General features: G+C 71.2%; 22 protein-coding genes. 9 read left to right on the forward strand and 13 right to left on the reverse strand.

What is annotated here, in order from left to right; genetic code table 11:
• The first annotated feature begins 429 nt into the window (after positions 1-429).
• Positions 430-1,668, forward strand: coding sequence for an MFS transporter (locus KK483_RS10225; protein ID WP_262004909.1), 1,239 nt, complete (start codon positions 430-432; stop codon positions 1,666-1,668).
• On the opposite strand, the gene KK483_RS10230 is transcribed toward KK483_RS10225, so the two are convergent.
• Entirely contained in the window at positions 1,636-2,328 is a 693-nt protein-coding gene (locus KK483_RS10230) for a triacylglycerol lipase (RefSeq protein WP_262004910.1), read from the reverse strand. The genes KK483_RS10225 and KK483_RS10230 overlap by 33 nt on opposite strands.
• A gap of 114 nt (positions 2,329-2,442) precedes the next feature.
• On the opposite strand from KK483_RS10230, the gene KK483_RS10235 reads away from it, so the two are divergent.
• The 4 genes from KK483_RS10235 (at position 2,443) to KK483_RS10250 (ending at position 5,912) form a co-directional block, all read left to right on the forward strand.
• Positions 2,443-3,954: an acyl-CoA synthetase gene (locus KK483_RS10235; protein ID WP_262004911.1), complete on the forward strand. Its 1,512-nt coding sequence runs from the start codon at positions 2,443-2,445 to the stop codon at positions 3,952-3,954.
• Complete coding sequence (locus KK483_RS10240) at positions 3,947-5,371, forward strand: carboxyl transferase domain-containing protein (RefSeq protein WP_262004912.1); 1,425 nt, start codon at positions 3,947-3,949, stop codon at positions 5,369-5,371. Before KK483_RS10235 ends, KK483_RS10240 begins: the two co-directional genes overlap by 8 nt.
• 96 nt (positions 5,372-5,467) lie before the next feature.
• Positions 5,468-5,719 (forward strand): DUF6400 family protein, encoded by a 252-nt coding sequence (locus KK483_RS10245; RefSeq protein ID WP_262004914.1) that lies wholly within the window; start codon positions 5,468-5,470, stop codon positions 5,717-5,719.
• Complete coding sequence (locus KK483_RS10250; RefSeq protein WP_262004915.1) at positions 5,703-5,912, forward strand: hypothetical protein; 210 nt, start codon at positions 5,703-5,705, stop codon at positions 5,910-5,912. Before KK483_RS10245 ends, KK483_RS10250 begins: the two co-directional genes overlap by 17 nt.
• 71 nt (positions 5,913-5,983) lie before the next feature.
• Here the strand turns inward: KK483_RS10250 and KK483_RS10255 are convergent, their stop codons facing one another.
• From KK483_RS10255 to KK483_RS10285, 7 genes are all read right to left on the reverse strand, one after another.
• A complete protein-coding gene (locus KK483_RS10255; protein ID WP_262004916.1) occupies positions 5,984-9,700 on the reverse strand; it encodes a S8 family serine peptidase in 3,717 nt (1,238 codons plus the stop codon).
• 172 nt (positions 9,701-9,872) lie between these two features.
• Complete coding sequence (locus tag KK483_RS10260; RefSeq protein ID WP_262004917.1) at positions 9,873-11,195, reverse strand: MFS transporter; 1,323 nt, start codon at positions 11,193-11,195, stop codon at positions 9,873-9,875.
• Positions 11,196-11,208: 13 nt separating this feature from the next.
• Positions 11,209-11,976, reverse strand: coding sequence for an SDR family oxidoreductase (locus KK483_RS10265; protein ID WP_262004918.1), 768 nt, complete (start codon positions 11,974-11,976; stop codon positions 11,209-11,211).
• Positions 11,977-12,069: 93 nt separating this feature from the next.
• Positions 12,070-12,402 carry a putative quinol monooxygenase gene (locus tag KK483_RS10270; protein ID WP_262004919.1) on the reverse strand — a complete coding sequence of 111 codons (333 nt, stop codon included), beginning with the start codon at positions 12,400-12,402 and terminating at the stop codon, positions 12,070-12,072.
• Positions 12,403-12,511: 109 nt separating this feature from the next.
• Positions 12,512-12,718 carry a DUF2180 family protein gene (locus KK483_RS10275; protein ID WP_262004920.1) on the reverse strand — a complete coding sequence of 69 codons (207 nt, stop codon included), beginning with the start codon at positions 12,716-12,718 and terminating at the stop codon, positions 12,512-12,514.
• Positions 12,718-13,293, reverse strand: coding sequence for a DJ-1/PfpI family protein (locus KK483_RS10280; protein ID WP_262004921.1), 576 nt, complete (start codon positions 13,291-13,293; stop codon positions 12,718-12,720). Before KK483_RS10280 ends, KK483_RS10275 begins: the two co-directional genes overlap by 1 nt.
• A gap of 88 nt (positions 13,294-13,381) precedes the next feature.
• Complete coding sequence (locus tag KK483_RS10285) at positions 13,382-13,915, reverse strand: RpiB/LacA/LacB family sugar-phosphate isomerase (protein WP_313878678.1); 534 nt, start codon at positions 13,913-13,915, stop codon at positions 13,382-13,384.
• Positions 13,916-14,097: 182 nt separating this feature from the next.
• On the opposite strand from KK483_RS10285, the gene KK483_RS10290 reads away from it, so the two are divergent.
• Complete coding sequence (locus tag KK483_RS10290; RefSeq protein ID WP_262004922.1) at positions 14,098-14,991, forward strand: helix-turn-helix transcriptional regulator; 894 nt, start codon at positions 14,098-14,100, stop codon at positions 14,989-14,991.
• Positions 14,992-15,127: 136 nt separating this feature from the next.
• On the opposite strand, the gene KK483_RS10295 is transcribed toward KK483_RS10290, so the two are convergent.
• The gene (locus KK483_RS10295) at positions 15,128-15,763 is read right to left on the reverse strand and encodes a hypothetical protein (protein WP_262004923.1); all 636 of its coding nucleotides are present in this window, start codon (positions 15,761-15,763) and stop codon (positions 15,128-15,130) included.
• A gap of 126 nt (positions 15,764-15,889) precedes the next feature.
• Positions 15,890-16,195: a putative quinol monooxygenase gene (locus tag KK483_RS10300; protein WP_262004924.1), complete on the reverse strand. Its 306-nt coding sequence runs from the start codon at positions 16,193-16,195 to the stop codon at positions 15,890-15,892.
• A gap of 358 nt (positions 16,196-16,553) precedes the next feature.
• Between KK483_RS10300 and KK483_RS10305 the strand changes: the two genes are divergently transcribed.
• Together KK483_RS10305 and KK483_RS10310 are read left to right on the forward strand one after the other, a co-directional pair.
• The gene (locus KK483_RS10305) at positions 16,554-17,681 is read left to right on the forward strand and encodes a polyprenyl synthetase family protein (protein WP_262004925.1); all 1,128 of its coding nucleotides are present in this window, start codon (positions 16,554-16,556) and stop codon (positions 17,679-17,681) included.
• Between the two features lie 92 nt (positions 17,682-17,773).
• On the forward strand, positions 17,774-19,252 hold the full coding sequence (locus tag KK483_RS10310) for a hypothetical protein (RefSeq protein WP_262004926.1): 1,479 nt from the start codon (positions 17,774-17,776) through the stop codon (positions 19,250-19,252).
• 116 nt (positions 19,253-19,368) lie between these two features.
• Here KK483_RS10310 and KK483_RS10315 read toward each other — a convergent pair whose 3' ends face one another.
• Complete coding sequence (locus tag KK483_RS10315; protein WP_262004927.1) at positions 19,369-19,893, reverse strand: gluconokinase; 525 nt, start codon at positions 19,891-19,893, stop codon at positions 19,369-19,371.
• Positions 19,894-20,264: 371 nt separating this feature from the next.
• On the opposite strand from KK483_RS10315, the gene KK483_RS10320 reads away from it, so the two are divergent.
• Positions 20,265-21,128, forward strand: a complete 864-nt coding sequence (locus KK483_RS10320) for a 2-hydroxyacid dehydrogenase (RefSeq protein WP_262009423.1) — start codon at positions 20,265-20,267, stop codon at positions 21,126-21,128.
• Positions 21,129-21,201: 73 nt separating this feature from the next.
• Here the strand turns inward: KK483_RS10320 and KK483_RS10325 are convergent, their stop codons facing one another.
• Positions 21,202-21,897, reverse strand: a complete 696-nt coding sequence (locus tag KK483_RS10325) for a hypothetical protein (RefSeq protein ID WP_262004928.1) — start codon at positions 21,895-21,897, stop codon at positions 21,202-21,204.
• 366 nt (positions 21,898-22,263) lie between these two features.
• Positions 22,264-23,547 (reverse strand): ATP-binding protein, encoded by a 1,284-nt coding sequence (locus KK483_RS10330; protein ID WP_262004929.1) that lies wholly within the window; start codon positions 23,545-23,547, stop codon positions 22,264-22,266.
• Between the last annotated feature and the right edge of the window lie 24 nt (positions 23,548-23,571).

The raw sequence follows: 23,571 nt of genomic DNA on the forward strand, positions 1-23,571 counted from the left end.
GGGCCCAGCGGCGGCTGGTGCGGTGCATCGCAAGGCGGAGAGTCGTCCTCGTAGTGGGCTACCCGGACGATTCGACAACGCAGCGTGGGGGCACCTCCCGTGCCCGAAGGGCTACGGCGGAGTGCCGTGCCAGGCGTCGCGGGGCAGGCGGGACTTCGACGACAGGGCCTAGGGCGTGTTTCGAAAGTGGCGCCGTCCGCCCGCAGGGCGGGGCCCACGGCGTCTGGTGCGTGCGATCGCAAGGCGGAGGGTCGTTCTCGTACTGGACGTACTTGGACGACTCCGACAACGCAGCGAGCGTGCGTGCCAGGCGTCGTGGGCCAGGCGGGACTTTCGAAACACGCCCTAGGCCAGGCGCCCCGGAGGTCCGGTACACCGTACGGCCCAGCACCGCGCGCCCCGCCCGACCCGCCCGCCTTGACTGGGCTCGTGGAAGCAACCGACAAGTCCGGCAGGCCCTCCGCCACCGCGTATGTCAATCTGGCCCTGGCCACGATCGGCTTCGCGCTGACCTTCTGGGCGTGGGATCTGATCGCGCCGCTGTCGAGCGACTTCAAGGACCGGCTCGGGCTCAGCTCCTTCCAGCAGTCGCTGCTCGTGGCGGTGCCGGTGCTGGTGGGTTCGCTCGGCAGGATCCCGGCGGGCGCGCTCACCGACCGGTACGGCGCACGGCTGATGTTCCCGCTGGTGTCCGCGTTGACGATCGTGCCGGTGCTGCTGCTGATCCCGGCGAGGAACTCGTACGCCGCGATGCTCGCGGTGGGCTTTCTGCTCGGGCTCGGCGGTACGACGTTCGCGATCGGCGTTCCGCTGGTCAACTCCTGGTTCCCGCCCGCCCACCGGGGCTTCGCGATCGGTGTGTTCGGGATGGGCATGGGCGGCGTGGCGCTGTCCGGGTACCTCACGCCGCGGATCGCCCAGCGGGGCGCTGAACTGCCCTTCTATGTCGTCGCGGCCGCACTGGCCGCCTATGCGGTGGTGGCCGCGGTGCTGCTGCGGGACCGCCCCGACCGGCCGGTGCCCACGGCGTCACTGGCGTCCCGGCTGGGGCAGGCCGGGCGGCTGCGGGTGACGTGGGAGCTGTGTGCGCTGTACGCGATCGGTTTCGGCGGGATCGTGGCGTTCGGGGTGTACCTGCCGACGTATCTGAAGACCTGGTACGAGCTGTCGCCGACGGACGCGGGCACGAAGGCGGCCGGGTTCGCGCTGCTCACCGTCGTCTTCCGGCCGATCGGCGGCTGGCTGTCGGACCGGATCCACCCGGCCCTGGTGACGGCCGCGGCGCTCGGTTTCGTGGCGCTGTGGGCGGTCGTCCAGGCGTTCGACCCGCCGCTCGTCCCGGGCGGCACGCTCGCGCTGCTGTGCATGGCGGCGGGGCTCGGCACGGCGAGCGGCAGCATCTTCGCGCTGGTCGCGCAGGTGACTCCGCAGCCGCAGGTGGGCAGTGTGACCGGCATCGTCGGCGCGGCGGGCGGGCTCGGCGGGTTCGTGCCGCCGCTGGTGATGGGTGCGGTGTTCAGCGCGAAGGGCTCGTACTCGATCGGCTTCATGCTGCTGTCGGACCTGGCGCTGGCGGGCTGTGTGTACGCGTACGGGCGGATGCGGAACATCCGCCCGGGCGGCGAGGGCCGGCCGCTATCCGCGCAGGAAGGCGCGGACGCCCGCTGACACGGCGTCGTCGCCGAGCAGGGCGTTGTGGTCGAGGCAGCCCGCGGCGTTGTTGGCGGCGCCGGTGAGCGGGACGCTGCTGTCCGGGTTGATCATGTCGTCGCAGTTGGACCACCAGGTCGCGTAGCCCACCGCGCCCGGGGTCTCGTCGCCCGCCGCGAGATTCGTCTGGACGTACGAGCCGGGGGTCATGTCGCGGCACGCCTGGTCCCACAGGGCGCAGGCCCAGGCGACGGAGGTGCCGTGGTTGGGGCCGCCGAGGGAGACCCAGTGGGCGACCGTGCCGGTGCCGCCGCCGAACTTCACGTACCAGCGGGTCACGAGGCTGCCGAAGGAGTGGGCGACGATGTCGACGCGGTCGGCGCCGGTCTGGCGGCGGACCTCGTCGACGTAGGCGGCGAAGCGGCCGGAGAGGGTCTCGTTGACGGACTGGTCGGTGTCGTAGCCCCAGGAGAAGAGCTCCGCGTCGGTGTAGCCGTCGGCCTTGAGGTCGTCGCGGAGGCTGCCCCAGACACCGGGGTCGGCGTTGTAGCCGTGGACGAGGACGACGGGGATGCGGGCGGCCCGTTCCCGGGCCTGGGCCGGTGGGGCGAGGAAGGTGACGAGGAGCATGGCAAGGGCGGCGAAGAGCACGATCGGTCTTACGCGCGGTACGGCCACGGCGGCGTCCCCCTCAGCGTTTGTTACGCACGAGTAGCGAGTAGTGGGGAGAATGGTGCTGGCTGCGGGCGAGGATGAACAGCCCTGTGCACGCGTGACTTAGGAGGACGACGAGTGAGTGCTCTCTTCCCGGCCCTGACCGCGGCCGACAGGGCCGCTGTCCGGCCCGCGGTGTGCTTCGGGGACCGTGCGCTGTCGTACGGCGGGCTCGCCGCGGCGGCCGGGTCGCTGGCGGGCCGGATCGCGGGGACGGGACGGGCCGCGGGGACGGGACGGGTCGCGGTATGGGCGACCCCGACGCTGGAGACGGCCGTGGGCGTGGTCGCCGCACTGCTCGCCGGGGTGCCCGCGGTGCCGCTGAACCCGAGGACCGGCGAGCGGGAGCTGGCCCACATCGTCGGGGACAGCGCGCCGTCACTGGTCCTCGCGGCGTCAGGCGACGAACTGCCGCGGGCGCTGGACGGGTTGACGCGCCTGGACATCCCCGTCGCGGGGACCGGGATCGGCGCACTGCCGCCCGAGCCGGGACCCGCCGCGCCCGCGCTGATCGTCTACACCTCCGGTACGACGGGCCCGCCGAAGGGCGCCGTGCTGCCCCGGCGGGCGATCGCGGCGACGCTGGACGCGCTGGCGGAGGCGTGGGCGTGGACGGAGGACGACGTGCTCGTCCACGCCCTGCCGCTGTTCCATGTGCACGGGCTGATCCTCGGTGTGCTCGGGCCGCTGCGGCGGGGCGGTGCGGTCCGGCATCTGGGGAGGTTCTCGGCCGAGGGCGTGGCGCGGGAGCTGGGGGCGGGCGGCACGATGCTGTTCGGGGTGCCGACGATGTACCACCGGCTGGCCGAAGCGGCGTCGGACGACCGGGAGTTGGCGCAGGCGCTCGCGGGGGCGCGGCTGCTGGTCTCGGGCTCGGCGGCGCTGCCGGTCCATGACCACGAGCGGATCGCGGCGGCGACCGGGCGGCGGGTCGTCGAGCGGTACGGGATGACCGAGACGCTGATGCTGTGCTCTGTGAGGGTGGCCCCCCGGACCCCCGCCGGCATCCGCGTGGACGGGGAGCCGCGTCCCGGCTCGGTCGGTCCGCCCCTGCCGGGGGTCGGGCTGCGGCTGGTCGAGGAGGACGGCGCGGAGATCGCGCAGTGGGACGGCGAGACGGTCGGCGAGATCCAGGTGCGCGGTCCGAGTCTCTTCACGGAGTATCTGAACCGGCCGGACGCGACGGCGGCGGCGTTCGACGGGGACTGGTTCCGCACGGGGGACATGGCGGTCCGGGACGCGGACGGCTCCGTACGGATCGTGGGCCGCAAGGCGACGGATCTGATCAAGAGCGGCGGCTACAAGATCGGTGCGGGCGAGATCGAGAACGCGCTGCTGGAGCACACCGCTGTGCGCGAGGCGGCGGTGACCGGGGAGCCGGACCCGGATCTGGGCGAGCGGGTGGTGGCGTGGGTGGTGCCGGCGGACCCGGAGCGTCCGCCGTCGGCGGCGGAACTGGCGGACCATGTGGGGGGCCTGCTCGCCCCGCACAAACGCCCGCGTACGGTCCGCTTCCTGGCGGAGCTGCCCCGCAACGACATGGGCAAGGTCATGAAGCGGGCGCTGGCGGACGGACGGGGCGATGTCTGACGGCCTGACCGCGCGCGAGGCGATCGCGCTGATCGCGGAGGACTTCGAGGAGACGCCGCCGGCGCCGGCGGCCGGGGCCCGCCCGCCCCGGGCCGCCGACCGGGTCGACGGCCCCATCGGGTGGGACGGGTACGACGCCTCACGGGCGCGGGCGTGGTCCCGCAGCGGGGAGGAGGAGTCGGTCGTCTGGGGCGCCGCGCGGATCGGGGGGCGACGGGCGGTGGTCGTGTCGTTCGAGTTCCGCTTCATGGGCGGGTCGCTGGGCGAGCGGACCGGGGACCGGCTGGCGGCGGCGTACGGGTACGCGCGCACCGGGCGGCTGCCGCTGGTGTCGCTGATCGCGACCGGTGGCAGCCGGATGCAGGAGGGCATGGTCGCGCTCAGCCAGCTGCACCGGGTGGCCGGGGCCTCGGCCCTGCTGCGCGCGGCCGGGGTCCCTCAGCTCGCGGTGGTGCGCGACCCCACGACGGGCGGCGGCTGGGCCACCCTCGGCGCGGGTGCGGACGTGGTCCTCGCGCTGCCGGGCGCGCAGATCGGCTTCGCGGGGTCCCGGGTCCGCCCGCCGGACGCCGACCCGTCCGCGTACACGGCAGAGGGCCAGCTCGCCGCGGGCCAGATCGACGCGGTCGTCGAGCCGGAGGAGCTGCGCGACACCGTGTCCCTGTGGCTGGCCCTCCTCACCGGAGGCGCCGCAGGTGCCGGCGGCACCGCCGACCCCGCGCCCCCTCCCCACGCCCTCGCCCCCGCGCCCCCTCCCCACGCCCTCGGCTCCACGCCGGGCGCCGCGCCCACCGGCTGGGACGCCGTCCTGCGGGCGCGTTCGGCCGCGCGCCCCCGGGCGGGCGCGTATCTCGACGCGTACTTCGACGAGCGGCTCCCCGTCCACGGCGACCGGTGCGGCGGTGCCGACCCCGGGATGCTGTGCGGCTTCGGGGTGCACGACCGGCGGAGCGTCGCGTACGCGGCGCAGGCGGGCACGGCGACGCGGCCCGCCGGCTATCGCACGGCCGCGCGGCTGGTGCGGCTCGCGGACCGGCTGGGGATCCCCGTGCTGACGCTCGTCGACACGCCGGGCGCCGCGAACGACGCCGAGGCCGAGCGGGACGGCGCCGGCGCGGCGATCGCCGAGGCGTTCGCGGCGGTGGCGCAGGCGCGGGTGCCGGTGACGACGCTGGTGATCGGGGAGGGCGGTTCGGGCGGAGCGCTGGCACTGGCCGCCCCTGGCAACACCTGGGCCACGCCGGACAGTTACTTCTCGGTGATCGCGCCGGAGCTCGCCGCGGCGATCCTCAAGCGCGCCCCGTCCGATGCCGCCGCGACCGCGGACCAGCTGCGGGTGCGGCCGCAGGACCTGGTGGAGCTGGGGGTCGTACGGGGCGTCGTACCGCCCGCCGGCGGCGGGGCGGGGCATCCATGAGGTCCGTCACAACGACTTAGGTCTGCCTTCCCCGGCGCGGCGGCCCTCTGGTACACGTGGCAGTTCCCCCGCACGCACCACCGGAAGTCTCGCCCCATGGACCAGGAAAGCCGGCCCGGCCTCATACCCTTCGCGATCGACCTCACCTTCGAGGAGGCCCGTCGGCGCGCCGAGGTCGTCGCGGCGCTCGGTCCCGACTGGGATCCGATGGCCGCGCTGCGGGACGAGGAGGCGGCGTACGCGCTGCTCTACTCCGGTCTCGACGCCGACCAGCAGCGCACGTACGACATGCTCGTCGCGGCGGGGGTCCTTCCCGGAGGGGAGCCCGGCCGTGCGGCTGCCCATTGATCCGCAGGCGGACATCGCCCGCCGCGCCTGGGTGGACTGCCCGTCCTGCGACGACGCACGGGACTGCACCGACTGCGCCGACGCGCGCAACTGCCGTGACCACTGGCGCTATCTGATCTCCAGCAAGGGGACCGTGGTCCATCTCCAGTGCCCGGGCTGCACCCATATGTGGTCTTTCGACACCAGGCGCTGACGGGCATGGGCCGGCCCGGTACGGCTCCGCTTCGCCGTACCGGGCCGCTGCTCCGGGGATCGGTCAGCGTGTCACTTCACGCCGACCGCCCGGATGATCTCCTGCTTCACCGAGCCGCCCCGGTTGTCGGACGCCGAGGCCCGCAGCGAGATGAACTTCGCGTTCGCCGGTACCCACAGGGCCGCCTCCCACGCGGCGGACTTTCCGCGGACATCGTCGAGCCGGACCTTCGACCAGGTCTTCCCGTCGTCGTACGACACCTCCAGCGTGCCGCCCGTGATCCTCCCGGTGCTCTCCGCGCCCTTCACGTACTCGGAGAAGACGCCGACGTCGAGCTTGTGCCCGGCGCGGACGTTGCCGGTGAGGTCGGTGTCGACGTCGAAGCCGAGGTTCAGCATCGGCAGGACGGTGTACCGGTCCGACGAGGTCTCCTTCGAGCGGAAGGTCCACTCGGCGTGGCCGCGGGTGGACAGCCGCCACCGCTCCGGCTCCAGGGTCGTGTCCGTGACGACGCGGTACCCGGCCTCCTCCGCCGGGGCGTCCCAGGCGTAGGCGCCCGAGCTCATCCTGCGGTCGACCTGCTCCCCGTTCACGTACACCTCGGTGAACTGGGTCATCGAGTCGTCGCTCCACACATTGCCGAAGCCGGTGTGGTCCGGACCCGAGTCGCCCCAGCCGGGGGTGTTGAACTGGAGGTTGTTGCCGGCCCGCTGCTGTCCCCAGCCGAGGCCGGTGCCGAGCCACGGGTGCCAGACCGGCTTGAACCAGTCGCGGTCCACCCGGCTGCCGCCCCGGTAGGGGATGAGGCCGCCGCGCTCCTCCAGCGAGTCGGCGAGGTCGACGGATTCGTGCCAGAGCTGGCCGGGGCCGGTCGAGACGTACTCGGTGCGCTCGACGGGGAACGCGATCCGCTCCTTGAATCCGAAGCCGATCGGGAAGGTGTCGGTGATCGAGTAGCGGAATTCGCCGCCCTCCTCCTTCCGGGCCGTCGGCATGTGGAACGTGGAGCGGACGGTGGCGAGTTCGTCGTTGTCCGGGCGGAAGACGAGATCGTGGCCGATCGCGCCCGGGTGCCCCTCGGAGAGGTCGTAGGTGTACGGCGTGTAGCGCGTGGCGTCCAGGTCGAGCCGCTTGCCGCGGGCCGCCGCATACGAGAGCAGCGCCGCGTCCGCGGAGTTGACGGTGGCGACGGCCAGCGGCCGGTTCTCCCATTCCGCCGTGCCGAACCACTTCATCAGCCGGCCGGACTCGGCGTCGGTGACGAAGAGGACCTTGGCGCCCGCGTCCTGGGCGTTCTGGGCGAGCTCCACCGGCGGTACGGCACCGGTGTGGCGGACGAGGACGGCCTTGCCGCGCACGTCCTTGCCCTGGTAGGCGGCAGCGTCTCCGGTGCCCGCGTCCACGACGCCGAGCCGGAACGTGCCGTCGAGCAGGGCCGTGCCGGACTGCGGGGTGGCGTCGGAGATCCGGGTGCCGCCGACGCTCGCGTCCACCATCGGCTTGCCGAGGCGCCAGACGGTCCGGTACTCGAAGGTGCCGGTGGCAGGCTTGCGCGTGGGCGCGGCGAAGACCGAGTCGTACATCATCGGGACCTGCACGGCGCCGCCGTAGTGGGCGCCGTTCGCCGAGCGGTCGAACTCCATCAGCAGCTGGCGGGTCTCGGTGCGCTTGTCCACCTCGGCACGGATCTCGCGCAGCTTCCGCCCGTCGAGCGTGACGGTGCGGTCGCGGTCGAGGGTGATCTCCGGCTCGGTGAGGAAGCCGAGGCCGAGGGAATCCTGGCCCTTGCTGCCGCGTACGTCGAGGAAGGTGTCGAGCGTGTACGTGCCGGGCTTCAGGCGCAGCTCCAGCGTGCCGGACTCGCCGACCGTCTCGGGGAACGGGTCCTCGCCCTCGGCGAGCCGCTGGACACCCAGGTAGGCGGGCGTCGGGGCGCCGTCGCGGTCCTTGACGTGGACCGTGAGGGTGTACCGCTCCTCCTCCTTGACCAGGCCGAGCGCGGTGCGGGCGGCGACCCTGCCGTCGGCCGCGGTGGCGGTGATCCGGCCGCCGTTGTTGCCGACGGCCGCCTTGCTGCCGTCACCGGTGACCGTCGTCCGCGCGGTGCCGTGCGCGGGCACGGTGAGCGTGGTGTCGGCGAGTGAGGCGACCCCGGCGGTCACGCCCTCGACGGCGAGCGTCAGCGTGACGGGCGCGTCGGTGTGGTTGGTGTACGTGACGGCCTTGGCGACCGGCTTGTTGGCCTCGTAGGGCCAGCTGTAGAAGCCGAGGTCGGCTGAGCCGGTGGCGGTGACCGTGGCGCGGGTCGCGGCCGGTACGTCGACACGGCCGGCGCCGAGCGCGTACGGGGACGCGTCGAGCGGCTTCGACGACGACATCAGCGCGTCCTTGAGCTGGGCGCCGGTCCAGTCGGGGTGCTGCTCGGCCAGGAGTGCGGCGACGCCCGCGACGTGCGGGGTGGCCATCGACGTGCCGCTCATCGAGGTGTAGAGGCCCTCGCCCACGGTCAGTCGGGAGCGGGCGGCGAGGATGTCCACGCCGGGCGCGGAGAGGTCCGGCTTGAGGGCCTGGTCGCGGTAGCGCGGGCCCTGGCTGGTGAAGTACGCGGCCTCGTCGGCGGAGTCGACGGCGCCGATCGTCAGCGCGGAGTCGGCGGCGCCGGGCGAGCCGATGGAGCCGGGGGCGCCGGAGTTGCCCGCGGCGATGACGAAGAGGGCGCCGGTCTGGGCGGACAGGGCGTTGACGGCCTGGGCCATCGGGTCGGTGCCGTCGCTCGCCTCCCGCGAACCGAGGCTCATCGACACGATCTTGGCGTCGATGTCCTTCGCGGCCCACTCCATGCCGGCGATGATCTGCGAGTCGCTGCCGAAGCCGTCGTCGTCGAGGACCTTGCCGATGGCGAGGTCGGCGCCGGGCGCGACGCCCTTCTCCTTGCCGTCGGAGCCGGCACCGCTGCCGCCGACGGTGGAGGCGACGTGCGTGCCGTGGCCCTGGCGGTCGGCGACCTCCTGGCCCTCGATGAAGCTCTTCGACTCGCTGACGCGGCCCGCGAGGTCGGGGTGGCCGGCGTCCACGCCGGTGTCGAGGACGGCGACCTTGACGCCCTTGCCGGTGAGCCCGGCCTCCCAGGCCGCGGGGGTGCCTATCTGGGCGTTGGACTCGGCCATGTCGGCGCGCACGCGGCCGTCGAGCCAGATCTTCCCGATACCGCCGGAGAAGGCACTGCGGGTGGCCGCTCCGGAGGCGCTGACGGCCTCCCAGAGGGTGCCGGGCTCGGCGGTCATCGCGGCGCCGCCGATGCTCGGCAGGGAGCGCACGGTGTCCGCGCCGCGCGGGGCGGCGGCGCGGGCGCCCTTGGCGTACGTGACGATGAGCGGGATGCGCGCACCGACGTTCTGCTCGATGAGGCCGGTGACGTCGAAGAGACGCTCGTCGAGGACCCCGGAGTCGAGGTAGGGCCGCGCCTCGTCGGGTACGACGGTGATCCGGCCGTTCGAGATTCCGCTGCGCACGGCGCCGGTGGCGCCCTTGGGCCGCTCGACGTCGACGGCCTTCCTGCCACCGCCGAGGTCGGTGACGGTGACCTTGTCACCGGTGATGAGAGTGACGGTGTGCGTCCCGGCGGCCGTGTGGGCCGCGTCGGCCGCGTCGGCCGTGTGGGCCGCGTCCATGGGATGGGCGCCGCTGTCGGGCGAGTCGGCGGCGAGGGCCTGTCCGGCCGGGAGCAGTACGAGGGAGAGCCCGGCCGCAAGGAGCCGGGCTCTGCGTCTCGCGGACGCTCTGGTCATGGATGTCTCTCCTCGTACACCCGGCGAAGGGGTGGGTCCGGGTGTTGCGAAGAGTGTGAGCGCTCACAAGTCGCTTGGGGCGACCAAAGGTTGGCGGGTTCGTGCCATGGCGGCTATCTGCCAGTCATGTTCCGTTGGCCGGGATGCCCCGGTCACGGGGGTGCCGCGGCGATCACGGGGTCGGCTCGCGGGCGTCGTACCGTACGAACCCCCTTCCGCGCAGGGTGAGAAGGCCGACCGCCACCACACAGGCGACTCCGCCGCCGGTGACGGCGACGGCGGGTGATGTGAGTTCGGCGACCGAGCCCGCGAGGAAGTCGCCGAGGCGCGGCCCTCCCGCGACCACGACGATGAACACGCCTTGCAGCCGCCCGCGCATCTCGTCCGGAGCGGCCGCCTGGAGCATGGTGTTCCGGAACACCATGGAGACGGTGTCCGCGCAGCCCGCGAGGGCGAGGAAGAACAGCCCGAGCCAGAGGTTGCGGGTCAGCCCGAAGACGGCGATCGCCGTTCCCCAGGAGGCGACGGCGAGCAGGATCGCCGCCCCGTGCCGCCTGATCCGCCCCAGCCAGCCGGAGAACACCCCGCCGAGCAGCGCCCCGACGGCGGGCGCGGCGACGAGAAGCCCGGTGGTGCGCGCATCGCCGCCGTACCAGAGCACGGCGACGGCCGGGAAGAGCGCCCGCGGATGGGCCAGGATCATCGCGCAGAAGTCGGAGAAGAACGTCATGCGGATGTTGGGGCGGGTGGCGAGGAAGCGCAGCCCGTCGAGGACGGACGCGCGTTTCGCCGTCGTACGGTCCCGGTCCGGCAGCATCGACGGCAGCCGCCACATGGCGTAGAGCGAGGCCCCGAAGGCGACGGCGTCGATGGTGTACGCCGTCTGGTAGCCCGCGTAGCCGACGATCAGGCCACCGAGCATGGGGCCGATCAGCATCCCGGACGTCGTGGTCATGGAGTTGAGGGCGTTGGCGGCGGGCAGCTGCCCGGGCGGCAGCAGCCGCGGGATCATCGCGCTGCGGGCGGGCGCGTTGAGCGCGGCGCACACGGCTTGCAGGGCGACGATTCCGTAGAGGAACCACACACGGTGGAAGCCGGCGAACGCGGCGGCGGCGAGGGCGGCGGACAGCGCCGCCGAGCCGGTCGCGCTGAACAGGCCGAGCCTGCGCCGGTCGACGGTGTCGGCGACGGCCCCGCCGTACAGACCGAAGACGATCAGCGGGACGAGGGAGAAGAGCCCGACGAGTCCCACGGAGAAGGTCGAGTGCGTGATGTCGTACACCTGGAGCGAGATCGCCAGGGTGGTCATGCCCTGGCCGATCCAGGAGACGGTGTTGCCGAGCCACAGCCGCCGGTAGTCGGCGGAGGTGCGCAGCGGGGTGAGGTCGGCGAGGATGCGGCGTCCGGCTTCGGGCGTGCCGGGTGCGCCGGTGGTGCCGGGTGCGCCTGGTGCGTCGGGTGTGCCCGGTGCGTCGGGTGCGCCGGTCGTGGTCATGGGGCGGGCGCCTTCACCGTCCGCCGGCGACGCGCAGGACGGCGCCGGTGGTGTACGAGGCGTCGGCCGACAGCAGCCAGGCGACGGCGGCGGCGATCTCGGCGGGCGCGCCGGGCCGCCCGAGCGGGGTCTGCGCCCCGACCCTGGCCGCGCGCCCCGGGTCGCCCATGGCGGCGTGCATGTCGGTGGTGACGGCCCCGGGGGCGACGGCGTTGACCCTGATGCCGTCCGGGCCGAGCTCCTTGGACAGGCCGAGGGTCAGGGTGTCGACGGCCGCCTTGGTCGCGGCGTAGTGGACGTACTCGCCGGGGCTGCCGAGGGTGGCGGCGCCGGAGGAGATGTTGACGATGGCGCCGCCGCCGCTCGCCGCCATGTCCCGGGCGGCCCGGCGGCAGCAGAGCAGCACGCCGAGGACGTTGACGTCGAGCACGCGGCGGATGTCCTCGGTGCGGGCGTCGGCGAGCCGGCCGAGCGGGCCGGTGACGGCGGCGTTGTTGACCAGCCCGGTGACCGGGCCGAGTTCCGCGCGGGCGACGTCGAACAGCCGCTCCACGGCGGCCTCGTCGGACGTGTCCCCCTGCACGGTGACGCAGCGCGCCCCGGCGGCGCGTACGGCATCGGCGGCCTCCTCGGCGGCGGCGCGGTTGCCGACGTACCCGAGGGCGAGGTCGTGGCCGTCGGCCGCGAGCCTGAGGCAGGTTGCCGCGCCGATGCCGCGACTGCCGCCTGTGACGATGGTGACCGGACGCACGGCCGAGTCCCCCCTGTCTGTGTCCCACATTCGTTTCCCGTTACATGTTCCACCCCCAGTCGTATCTCACGGGTGCGGGCGGCCGGGCGGCGGGGCCTGGTGACGTCGGCGTCCGGACCGGCGTCACGCCTCGCGGGGAGCCGTCTCGCCCATCTCGCCCCAGCCGTCCATGCCGGGAATCTCGGCGGAGACGATCTGCGGCCGGGTGGCGATGGCGTACGACATGTCTTCCATGGCCACCCTGAAGTGCTCCGATTCGACGTGCTCCCGGCCCGCGTCCGCGTCGCGGAACGCCTCCACGAGGATGAACTGGTGAGGGTCGTCGACCGAGCGGGACCACTCGAAGAAGAGGTTGCCCGGCTCGCTGCGGGTCGCCCGGGTGAAGCCGTCGACCAGTTCGAGCCAGTCGTCGGCGCGCTCGGGACGGACGGTGAACTTGACGGTGATGTAGATCATTCAGACTCCGCTGGCTTCGTGACGTCATGCGTGTGCATGGGTCGCTGGATGTCCTTGTATGAAGGAGATTGCCGTATGAAGGAGATTGCCGTATGAAGGAGATTGCCGCTCAGACGGCCTGGTGCGCGATGCGGCAGGCCCGGCAGATCATGCGGCGGGCCGGGACGGGCGAGGAGACCTGCCCCAGACCCGCCGCGCGGTGAACGAGGCGCGGCACGGCGGAGGCGTGCGTGGGGCACGCACCCGCGCCGCACTCGTGGCACACCGCCACCGCCGCCTCCTCGCCGCCGTGCCGGGCGCAGTCGAAGCAGCGCATCAGGCAGCGGCCTGCGCGTGCTCCCGCAGCAGGCGGATGAACTCGCGCAGCAGGGGGGCGTTCTCCGACCAGTCCCGCACGGAGACCAGATTTCCGTCGACGACGGGAGCGTCGTCGACGAAGGTGCCCCCGCCGAGGACGACCTCGGGCGCGACGCCCGGGAAGGTGGTGGTCACACGGCCCTTGAGGACACCGAGCGGCGCCAGGGCGATGGAGGCGTGGCAGGTGTGGGCGACAGGCTTTCCGGCGGCGAAGAAGTGCCGCACGATCCGCTGGAAGTCCGGGTTGTGACGCAGGTACTCGGGTGCGCGGCCGCCGGGCAGGAAGAGTCCGGCGTACTCATCGGGATCGACGTGGGCAAAGGCGGTGTCGGCGGGCCAGGACCTGCCGGGGTGCTCGGTGTACGTGCCTTCGTACGTACCGTCGAAGTCGTGCGCGACGAGCCTGAGCACCTTCGCTCGGGGGGCGGCGACGGTGACCCCGTACCCCTCTTCGGTCAGGCGCTGCAGTCCGTAGAAGAGCTCGAGGTCCTCGGTGGCGTCGCCCGCGAGGATGAGGACCTTGGAGACGGACATGGAGTTCTCCTTGCGTGTGTCTGCGTGTGTCTGCGTGTGTCAGGGAATGGGGATGAGGGACGGACGGTGCTCCTCAAAGGACGGGTGGTCAGGCGGGGTTGGGCACTCCACAGGCCACGGCCTGGCCACGCGGGCCGGTGCTGCCGCCGGCCTTCTCCGCGTACGCGGCCTCGTAGTCGACCATCGCGTCCATCAGCGGCGCCCACTCGGACGCGGGGTCGTAGCGCAGGTCGAGCCACTGGTCGACCAGAGACTGGGCGTGGTGCGGGCTGACGCTCATCTGACCCATGGTGATCACCTGGGCGTTGTTGAGCAGGACGGCACCCTCGACCTGGTAGGCGTCGTTCACGGTCACGGCGCGGATGCCGGGGACCAGGCCCGCGCTGACAGCCATGCCGAGACCGGTGCCGCAGATCAGCAGCGCCCGGTCGGCCTCGCCGTTGGCGACCAGCTCGGCGGCGTCCACCGCAATGTGCGGATAACCCGTGCGTGCGCCCTCGGGAACGCCGACGTCCCGCACGGAGGCCACACGCGGATCCCTCTCCAGGAAATCCTTGAGGGATTCCTTGTACGCGAACCCGCGGAAATCGCTGCCGATGACGATACGCAGTTCGCCGCTCATAAAGCCTCCGGTCTTTCTTGACGGTTGTTCTTGCCGGTTGTTCTTGCCGGTTGTTCGGTGCGTTGTCCACTGTGCAGGTGGCCCCCCGGAAAACCCAAGCCGCAGGGTTCGCCCCCTTTCCCCGAGGGTTCGGGCGTCCTGGGCCTGCCAGTACCACCTTTGACACATGGCACAATCGGGGCATGGATCGTCGAACAGAGTTGCGGGACTTCCTGCGGTCCAGACGAGCGCGTGTGAGCCCTTCGGCTGCGGGTCTGCGGGCATACGGCTCCCGACGCAGGGTGCCGGGTCTGCGCCGGGAGGAACTGGCACAGCTCGCCGGGGTCAGCGTCGACTACTACGTACGCCTGGAGCAGGGCCGCGGCGGGAAGGTCTCCGCCGAGATCCTCGACTCCGTCGCGACGGCGCTGCGTCTGGACGAGATCGAGCGGCAGCACCTGCACGCGCTCGTGCACTCCTCCGGCGGACCGCGCTCGGCAGCGGAGTCGCCCCACACCGCCGGCGCCGGCCTCGGCAGCGTGCACGGCCGGCGCGAACAGCAGGTCAGGCCGGGACTGCAGCGCGTCCTGGACACGCTGGAGCACTCCCCCGCCTATGTCGTGGGCCGCCGTCTGCAGATCCTCGCCTGGAACCATCTGGCCCGTGTCCTGATCGCGGACTTCCCCCGCATGCCGGAAGAGGACCGCAATCTGGCCCGCCTGACCTTTCTCGACACAACGGCGCGCCGGCGGTACGTCGACTGGCAGAAGAAGGCCGACGACACCGTGGCCTTCCTTCGCGTGGACGTGGGCCGTCATCCGTACGACGCGGAACTGACGGCTCTCATCGCCGAACTCTCCGCCACGAGTGAGGACTTCCGCCGTATGTGGGCCGACCACACGGTCCGCGACGAGACCCACGGGGCCAAGCCCCTACACCACCCGCGCGTCGGCGCACTGGACCTCACCTTCGAGACCTTCCGCATCCCCGACGATCCGGACCAGGCTCTGACCGTCTACACCGCCGAACCGGGCTCCCCCGCAGCCGCCGCCCTGAAGCGTCTGGCCGAGGAGGAGCGGCCCGAGGAGTGGCAGTGACGGCGGCGACGTGAACACGAGCGCCCCGCCGTTCCCGGAAACCGGGAACAGCGGGGCGCTTCGCCGCGTCTCATCGACCGAGATCAGCCGACGTCAGGCTCCGTGCGGGCCGGCCGGGACAGGGCGTGTCCTCGGTCTACCGGACGAGGACCCGCCCCTGCTTCTCATTGCCGGCGGCGCAGGCGGCCGTCTCCTTGTCGGTCATCTTCCGGGTCTTGACCACGACCGCGTTGCTCTTGCCCTCGGTGCCGTTGGGGACGGGCCCGGTGATGCTGTCCCGGACGTACCAGTAGTAGTGGCCCCACTTGGGGTTGTCGTAGTGGGTCTGCCAGGTACCGGAGACGGTCTGCATCACCTGTGCCCGGGAGATCCAGCCCACTTCGCCCGGCTGCACGGTCATGTTCAGCGAACTGCTCTCGGAGTGCGAACTCGACCAGGTGTGGCTGTAGGTGGCGGTCACGCTCACATCGACCAGGCCGGCGATCTTGCCGCCCACCGTGACGGACGCACCGACGGAGTCGGTCGAACCGACCGTGTCGGACCAGGACATGGATTGCTCCGCGAGCGAAGTGGTGCAGTTGTACAGCGAATGGGAGACTTGGCGAAACTCCCCCAAGTACGCCTCACCCAGTATCGGGTCATTGAACGTGCACTTGCCCAGGCCGGACGCGCAGTCGGCCATCAGCTGCTGCCGTGTGGGTTCGTCGGCTGCCGATGCGGGCACCACCGCGGCCACCAGAGTTCCCCAGGCGACGGCTGCAAGTACCACCATCCGGCTTCCACGCCGCAATACACCGCGTCCCGCTGTCATTCTCATCATGCCTTCTTCTCGTTCAGACTCTGGAATTCGTTCGCCGGCCTCCGGACCCAGGAGGCCGCATGCGGTCCGGGCCGCACATCAGCCGGCGCTGGGCTCCGCGCGATAGCCCTTGAACAGGAAGTTCGGGCCGAGTGCGTAAGAGTCGACCATCTCGTAGAACTGCTTGATGGTCTCGTTGCCGCAGTGCTCCTCGAACGCCTCGCGGGACGTGTAGACCTCGTCCAGATAGATGCGGTTGGGGTTGTCCTCGTCACGAATGACCTCGAAACGCAGGGTCCCCGGCTCGTTGGCCAACGACCCCTCGGCGTCGAAGAGACCTGCTGCGACGAAGTCCTCACGCTTGTACGGCGGAACGTCGAACTGGACGAGCACGTGGTACGTCATGGTCTTCCTTCGGCTGATTGTTCCTGTGCTGTGCCGGCTGCTGTTCCAGCGGCGAAATCCACCCTGCCAGAACACTTCTGGGCCACACAGGCCCGCCTCTTCCGACGAATCCGGTTACCGAGGACCGACTGTCCTGGTAACGGGACTACCACCTTCACCTGACGCCCATTCAGCCCCGCACGACGTGGGCGCTGGGGACGCTGGGGGCGCGTTCGAGCGCGCTGCAGAGTGAACCGGAGCGCGTAAGGAGCCCGTGTGCGCTCCCGCACGCTGCCCGGGCGGCCTTGTGTTCTGGCTGAAAACGGACTGTCATCAAGAGCGGCCTGCACAGCTGCACTTCGAGCGGACGGTTCCGCGCATGCCCAAGGACCCTGCCACCCTCGCCTCCGACACCTCTCCTGGCTGCTACGACCTCTTCGACGCGGCGGCGATCAGGGCCGAGGTGGACGCACACCTGGCCGGCTTCCTGCAGGACCAGGCCGAGTCGGCCTGCGGGGGACGGCTGCCGACCCTGGTCACCGACATCCTGGCCAGATTTCTGCGTGGGGGAAAGCGCCTGCGCCCACTGCTGTGCACCCTGGGCAGCCTGGCCGCCGGCGGCTGTGTCGGGCCCCCGGTCATCGCTGTGGCCGCGAGTCTGGAAATGTTCCATGCCTTCGCGCTGATCCACGATGACGTCATGGACCGCTCCGCCACCCGCCGAGGCGCCCCGACCGTCCAACAAGAGCTGGCCGGGCACTACCTGGCGCAGGCCCCGCGTCGGAGCGGTTCCCGCCACATTGCCCAAGCAGCGGCCTTCGGTAATGCCGGGGCAATCCTGATCGGCGATCTCGCGCTGGTCTGGTCGGTGCATATGCTCGCAGCCGCAGGCCTGGATGCGCACAGGTTCGCACGCACCCGCACCGTCATCAACGAAATGCACCACGATGTCATCTACGGCCAGTGGTTGGACCTGCACGCTGTGGGCGGCTCCGATTCCGATGTCGAAACGCCCTTGTCCGTAATTCGTTACAAGACAGCCAAATACAGCGTCGAGCGCCCCCTGCACCTTGGTGCCGTGCTCGCTGACGCCCCACCGGCCGCGCTCAAAGCCTTGACCACCTACGCATTGCCGATCGGCGAGGCATTCCAGCTGCGCGACGACCTGCTCGGTGTCTTCGGCGATCCTTCGGTGACCGGCAAACCGGTCACCGACGACCTGCGCGAGGGCAGACGCACGCTCTTGCTCGCCACCGCGCACGCCCTCGCCGACCCGGACCAGCGCAGGATCCTGGCCAGGCACGTGGGCGACCCTCTCTTGACCGAGCATGGGGCGAGTGCGGTGCGCACGGTCCTGAACGAGACCGGCGCCCCTGAACATGTCGAACGTCGCATCGCCACACTCCGCGACGAGGCCCTGCGTGGACTGGACGACGCCCCCATCACCACGGCGTCCAAAGCCGAGCTGCGCACCTTTGCCCACCACATGACCGAAAGAACTGCGTGATCCGAAGCGCAGCGCTTGTGGAAAGAGAACGCTGAGGGGGTGGACAAGTGTCACAAGAGGCCGCATCGACCCGCAGCGGTTGGCATGTAGCCATGGAGACCGGATTCGGGTGCCCGATTGCCGCCGCCATCGTGACGAGAATCGAGGAGATTTTCAGGACGACCGGAGGCGTGGAGTGGCCGGACGTTCTTGCCGCTCAGCAACGGAATGCCGTATGGAGTTACCCAAAGGCGCTGCATGTCAAGGAAATCATTCCGCAGTACGTAGCCACGGTGACCGGCTTGCCGACTGCCGCAGTGCTGGACCGCCTGTTCGCCATGGTGTGGCCTGGCCACTATCGCACGGTTGGACGGGAATCCGGCTACCCGCATCTGGAGCTCTACGGCCGGACCGCTCTGGTCGCACTGAGCGATTGGGGGCTGTGCGAACACGACATCGCCCGTCTCTACCCTCGGTACCTCCCGCTCGAAGAAGCCCTTGCTGCAGTCAATTCTCTCGACGATGAAGACGAAGCCGACATACTGGCGGAGATGATTTCGATAGGCGTTCCGGTCGAGCGATACTTCGAAGAGCGACTCGGCAAACACCGCCAGAAGCGCGGGCAGTTCACTTACACACTGCCCCAATGGGAAGAAGTCTGCATGGCAGACAGCCATATGCTCGGCGCATTGCTCCTGTGGCTGCACGAAGGAGCCGCTTACCGTGATGTTCGGCGGATCGCGGCATGGATGCGCCTCATGCATGACTCGACCGAAATAGCAGCCGACAGGATCGCACGCGAAGGCCATAACAGCTACAACATCATGACTGCCGCCGGTCACGATATGCGGTGCGCGACCACCTGGTACAGGTCGGAGTGCCTATGGGCGCTGACAACAGCCTACGACTCCGAATTCGGCAAGGCGTCACGAAGACGCAGATCCATGACGGGCGGGATTCAAACACGCACCGAAGACGATGAAGTGACGGCACACGCCTGTCCTGCAAACGAGCGGAGACCGACGAGGCAGTTCGAGGGTGGATCCGGAATCTTCAGAGGGCTGGTGTGGATGGAATTCATATGGCATATCGGAATGGGTCGGTATCGTATTTTCCAACGCGCGGCAGCCGCCTTCGACATCGCCAAGGAAGTTCTCGAAGAAGCGTGCCCGCCGAACTGCACGGGCTGCCAAGAGTGGCACCGCGGAAGAATGCGCCGGCCGATGGACGATGACTACGGCCACGACCTGTCCTTTCTTGAGCAGCTTCCCCGCGTGCAATGCCCGGCCCCAACGTTGTGCGCCACCTGCACAGCCCGCAGTGGACAGACGAGCCCCCCAGCGGGCGGTACGGCCGACTACACGGGATTGCTCGCACTGTGGTTCGCCGAAAGCGGGCTGTGCTCAACGTGCAGGGAAGCCATGGCCGTTGCCCTGGACGCATGGGGGATGATCGCTGCACCGGTATACGCGGAGCAAATCCTTGACCCGACTCTTCAGGCCCGGCTGTCCGGCCTGGTCTACCTGCACAGGCATTCACCCTTTCGCCTCGGACTGGCGTACATGTGGGGAAGTTGCCGAGATGCGAGGTGAGCAGCCGAGCGCCCGGGTCCGGAGGAACAGCCGCCCGCGGCAGCGCGGGCGCCGGCCGGGTTCGACGGCCTGGCGCCTGCCCCCGGCGGACGGTTTCTACGGGCGGACGAGCGGTGTCACCGTCTCGCCCGCACCGCCCTCGCCGCCTCGTCGGCGATGGCCTGCGGGTCGGCTGCCGCGTCGACGGTCAGTCCGGGCTCGTCGGGTCGCAGCGGTTCGAGGGTGGCGTACTGGGAGTCCACCAGCTCGGGCGGCATGAAGTGGCCCGTACGTCCGGCGACCCGCCGGTCGGCGGTCGCCCGGTCGAGTGCCAGGTGCAGGAACCACACGCCCGCCCCCGCCCGGCGGAACTCGTCCCGGTAGTCGCGCTTGAGCGCCGAGCAGGCCATCACCCCGCCCTGACCGGAGTGGGTCGCCTCCCGGATCCAGCCGGCGAGCGACAGCAGCCACGGCCGGCGGTCCTCGTCGTCGAGAGGATGCCCGGCGGCCATCTTCGCCCGGGCCGCGGCCGAGTGCAGGTCGTCGGCCTCCAGGAAGGGCATCACGAGCCGGCGGGCGAGCAGTTCGCCCACCGTGGACTTTCCTGATCCCGAGACACCCATGACGACCACGACCGTGGGCACCTCGGAAGTTGTTCGCACGACGGCCTCCGGGAGAGCAGCTGCCCGACGCAGCCGGCCACCCGCAGCTTAGGCCCTGTCGTTCGGATCTTGCCGGGCTCGCGTGTCCTGGCACGCGCATCTGCCGCGTTGTCGTCGGTCGCCGACGCTCCGCGGCGGGCCGCTCGCTGATCCGGCCTCATCCGAACGACAGGGCCCAGGTGAGTCCGACGACGAGATCGACAGGAATTCCTTCGGGCAGCGCCGGTCGAGCCCGCCCGGACCAACGCCGGCCGATGGTCTAGATTCGGCCCGTGAGCCCCGTGGACCGTCCCGCCGGCCGGCGCGCCGCCCGGTTCCTGCTGCCGTATCCGGCCTCGGACGTACGCGGCCTGCCCGAGGGGCTGCCCGTCATGGTGTGGGACGGCAGCGGCGGTCCGCCGGACGCCGAGAGCCTCGCGACGGTGGAGTTCTTCGTCATCCCCTATGGCTTCGGGGCCACCGCCGCAGCGGTGTTCCCAGGCATGCCGCGGCTTCGTGTCGTCCAGTCCCTGTCCGCCGGCGTCGACGAGCTCGTGAAGCACATTCCCCGCGGTGTCGTTCTCTGCAATGCCCGGGGCGTTCACGATGCCAGCACCGCCGAGCTGGCCGTGTCACTCGTCCTGGCGTCGCTCCGTGGCATCCCTGATTTCGTACGGGCCCAGGATGCCGAGGAGTGGCGGACCGGCTTCCGCCCCGCTCTGGCCGACCGCACCGTCCTGCTCATGGGCTACGGCTCCATCGCCGCGGCGATCGAGGACCGGATCGTCCCCTTCGAATGCGACGTCCTGCGGGTCTCCCGCACGGCCCGCTCCACTCCGCGTGGGCCCGTCCACGCGCTCGGCGATCTGCCCGGCCTCCTGCCCCGGGCCGACATCGTGATCCTCACCGTCCCGCTCACCGAGCAGACACGCGGCCTGGTCGACGCGCGCTTCCTCGCCTCGATGCCGGACCGCTCCCTGCTGGTGAACGCCTCCAGAGGTGCCGTGGTGGACACGGACGCGCTGCTCGCCGAGCTCACGGCCGGCAGGCTGCACGCAGCCCTCGACGTCACCGACCCCGAGCCGCTGCCCCCGGGGCATCCGCTGTGGCATGCGCCCAACACGCTGATCAGCCCTCACGTCGGAGGCAACAGCTCGGCCTTTCTGCCACGGGCACTGGAGCTGATCCGCACCCAGGTCCTGCACTACCTCGCGGGAGAGCCGCCGGAGAACGTCGTACTGCCGCGGACGTCCTGACCCGTACGTCCTGCCTCGGATGTCCTGACCCGGACGTCCTGACCCGGGACCCGCGCCGCGCGCAGTGCCCGTCTCAGGCGAGAACGTTCACGGCCCGGGCGATCACCAGGCCGAGGATGAGCAGGGAGACGAGGGACTGCACGGCCATGGAGATCTTGGCCCAGGGGGCCAGCGGCATGACGTCGGTGGGGCTGAAGGCGGTGGAGTTGGTGAGTCCGAGGTACAGGTAGTCGATGTAGCGGGGGCGCCACTGCCTGGCGTTCAGCTCCGGGCTGAGCTGCTGAGGGAAGGCGAGTTCAGGAGTGGTGGGCATGCGGTGGGCGCGGGCGGCCGCTCCGCCGCCGTCGAGTTCGAAGTACAGCAGGGAGAAGGCCAGGACGGTGGAGGCCCAGACGCTTCCGCCGGCCTGGAGCAGACCGGTGGCGGAGTTGGTTTCGGCCCCGCCGTGGATGAGGTCGTCGATCAGCCGGACGGTCGACCAGATGGCGCTGACCGCCAGTACGCCGACCAGGGCGATCGCCACCGCACGCAGGGCGGCCGAGCGGCGGCTGATCCGGCCGGGGTCGCCCGCGATCAGCGTCAGCAGGAGCAGTCCTTCGCCCAGGGGGAGCAGCCAGCGGGGTCCCAGGCGCAGGTCGTCGGGCATCAGCTGGGACAGCAGCATGGCGCCGATCACGGCTCCGGCCATCGGCCAGCGGGCCTCCCCGAACTCCGCCTGCTGCGAGTCCGGCCCGTGCCGATCGTCCGGACCGTCGGCGTCGGCCGGCATTCCATCACCCCAGTCGCCTCGGGGACCTGGCGGCGCGGCCGCCCGTATTCCGCCGAACGTACCTCGAAGCAGCGCGAGGGCACCTCCTGCCGGATCCGCGTGTCCGCGGAACCAGCCGGTGCAGGCGGCGTCCGCGGGTGCGTTCCCGGCAGGGAGGTTTCGGCAGGCCGCGGGCCGAGGTCGGGCCGCTCCGAAGGCGCGGCGCCAGGGACGGCCCGGCGAGCCGTCCAAACCGTCCATGCCATTCACGCCGTCCGTGCCGTCCGAGCCGCCTCAGGGGGGGAGCGACTCCCCGAGGCGGCACAGGCCGGGCCGTACGCACTGCCGGGGCATGCCCGCAGACACCCGGAGGGGCGGGTCGCCGGCTCACATGCGCGTGAACCGCTCCATGTCCTCGTGGAAGTCGCTGATCATCTCGTCCGTGAGGGTCGGCCGGACGTCGCGGACGGCCGCGAGATAGTCCTCGGTGGTGGCGGGTTCGCCTCTTCGGTGGACCACCTCGTTCTCGAAAGCCGCCTGCGCTCCCTTGCGCGCCGCGAACTCGACGTCTGCGGGCGTGAACAACTCCGTCGCCTCCACCAGCCGCGTCACGTCGACCGTTCCCGAAGCCGCCGTCAGATACCGCTGCCAGATCGCGGCCCGCGCCGTGGCGTCCGGCGGGCCGATCGGGATCACGTAGTCGAAGCGGCCGGGGCGCAGGAACGCCGGGTCCAGGGTGCGCACCGAGTTGGTCGCGCAGACCATCAGGTGCTCGTCGTGCTCGCGGAAGCCGGGGATCACCTTGAGCAGTTCGTTGGTCGCCATGTGCCCGGGGTCGGCGGCCACGCCCGACCGTACGCCGGCTATCTCCTCGACCTCGTCGATGAACAGCACCACCGACCCGAGGGCGGTGATGTCGGCGAACGCCTCCCGCAGCCCCGTGGCGAGCCGGGCCGTGCCGCCCGAGGCGGCCAGGCGGGAGGGGAACAGTTCGACGAACGGCCAGCCCAGACGGGAGGCGATCGCCTTGGCGAAGCTGGTCTTCCCGGTGCCCGGCGGCCCGAAGAGGATCACCGCCTTCGGCGGGACGACCCCGTAGCGCTCGACGAGCTCCGTTTCCTTCAACGGCAGGACGATCCGGCGTTCGACGATCTGCTTCTCGTGTTCCATACCGGCCATGGAGCCCCACAGTCCGCTCGGCAGCACCCGTCCGCCGAGCGCGTCGAGCAGGCCCGCGTCGGCGGCGGGCAGATGCTCCACCAGCTCGAAGTAGACCAGTCCTTCCCGGGACCGGTAACCGGAGTTCAGCAGCGCCGTCGTTCCCGTGGCGGCGGCCGGGAGCAGCGCGCTGATCCGCCGCACGCCCGCGGCCCGCAGGCGCCGCTCCAGTTCGGCGAGGAGACCGCTGCCGATCCCCCGGTGGCGCCAGCCGGCGGCCAGTGCCACCAGCAGGACCCAGGCCCGCTCGCCCTCGGCGCGCGCCACCGCCACCCCCACCAGTTCGTCGCCCACCATCGCCACCACGGCGGGCTGCCCGGACCGGGCCGCGGCGATGACCTCCGAGACCGGGAAGACCGCGGGCGTCTGGACGTCCATACCGCTCTGGTCCCACACCTGGATGGCCTGGTCCAGGTCGTCGTCGTGGAAGTCCCTCATCCGCCACACCGGCATCCGGCTCCACCTCTCCTCCGGGGG

Origin of the sequence: Streptomyces sp. FIT100 (genome assembly GCF_024584805.1) — a bacterium.
In the GTDB taxonomy this organism is placed as follows: domain Bacteria; phylum Actinomycetota; class Actinomycetes; order Streptomycetales; family Streptomycetaceae; genus Streptomyces.

Excerpts from the sequence above, each read along its gene's own strand:
- KK483_RS10245 (WP_262004914.1), top strand. The coding sequence starts at position 5,468 with ATGGACCAGGAAAGCCGGCCCGGCCTCATACCCTTCGCGATCGACCTC.
- KK483_RS10265 (WP_262004918.1), bottom strand. The coding sequence starts at position 11,976 with ATGTGGGACACAGACAGGGGGGACTCGGCCGTGCGTCCGGTCACCATC.
- KK483_RS10310 (WP_262004926.1), top strand. The coding sequence starts at position 17,774 with ATGGAGACCGGATTCGGGTGCCCGATTGCCGCCGCCATCGTGACGAGA.
- KK483_RS10275 (WP_262004920.1), bottom strand. The coding sequence starts at position 12,718 with ATGCGCTGCTTCGACTGCGCCCGGCACGGCGGCGAGGAGGCGGCGGTG.
- KK483_RS10325 (WP_262004928.1), bottom strand. The coding sequence starts at position 21,897 with ATGCCGGCCGACGCCGACGGTCCGGACGATCGGCACGGGCCGGACTCG.
- KK483_RS10300 (WP_262004924.1), bottom strand. The coding sequence starts at position 16,195 with ATGACGTACCACGTGCTCGTCCAGTTCGACGTTCCGCCGTACAAGCGT.
- KK483_RS10330 (WP_262004929.1), bottom strand. The coding sequence starts at position 23,547 with ATGCCGGTGTGGCGGATGAGGGACTTCCACGACGACGACCTGGACCAG.
- KK483_RS10295 (WP_262004923.1), bottom strand. The coding sequence starts at position 15,763 with ATGGTGGTACTTGCAGCCGTCGCCTGGGGAACTCTGGTGGCCGCGGTG.
- KK483_RS10280 (WP_262004921.1), bottom strand. The coding sequence starts at position 13,293 with ATGTCCGTCTCCAAGGTCCTCATCCTCGCGGGCGACGCCACCGAGGAC.
- KK483_RS10260 (WP_262004917.1), bottom strand. The coding sequence starts at position 11,195 with ATGACCACGACCGGCGCACCCGACGCACCGGGCACACCCGACGCACCA.
- KK483_RS10285 (WP_313878678.1), bottom strand. The coding sequence starts at position 13,915 with ATGAGCGGCGAACTGCGTATCGTCATCGGCAGCGATTTCCGCGGGTTC.
- KK483_RS10305 (WP_262004925.1), top strand. The coding sequence starts at position 16,554 with ATGCCCAAGGACCCTGCCACCCTCGCCTCCGACACCTCTCCTGGCTGC.
- KK483_RS10290 (WP_262004922.1), top strand. The coding sequence starts at position 14,098 with ATGGATCGTCGAACAGAGTTGCGGGACTTCCTGCGGTCCAGACGAGCG.
- KK483_RS10320 (WP_262009423.1), top strand. The coding sequence starts at position 20,265 with ATGGTGTGGGACGGCAGCGGCGGTCCGCCGGACGCCGAGAGCCTCGCG.
- KK483_RS10240 (WP_262004912.1), top strand. The coding sequence starts at position 3,947 with ATGTCTGACGGCCTGACCGCGCGCGAGGCGATCGCGCTGATCGCGGAG.
- KK483_RS10270 (WP_262004919.1), bottom strand. The coding sequence starts at position 12,402 with ATGATCTACATCACCGTCAAGTTCACCGTCCGTCCCGAGCGCGCCGAC.
- KK483_RS10255 (WP_262004916.1), bottom strand. The coding sequence starts at position 9,700 with ATGACCAGAGCGTCCGCGAGACGCAGAGCCCGGCTCCTTGCGGCCGGG.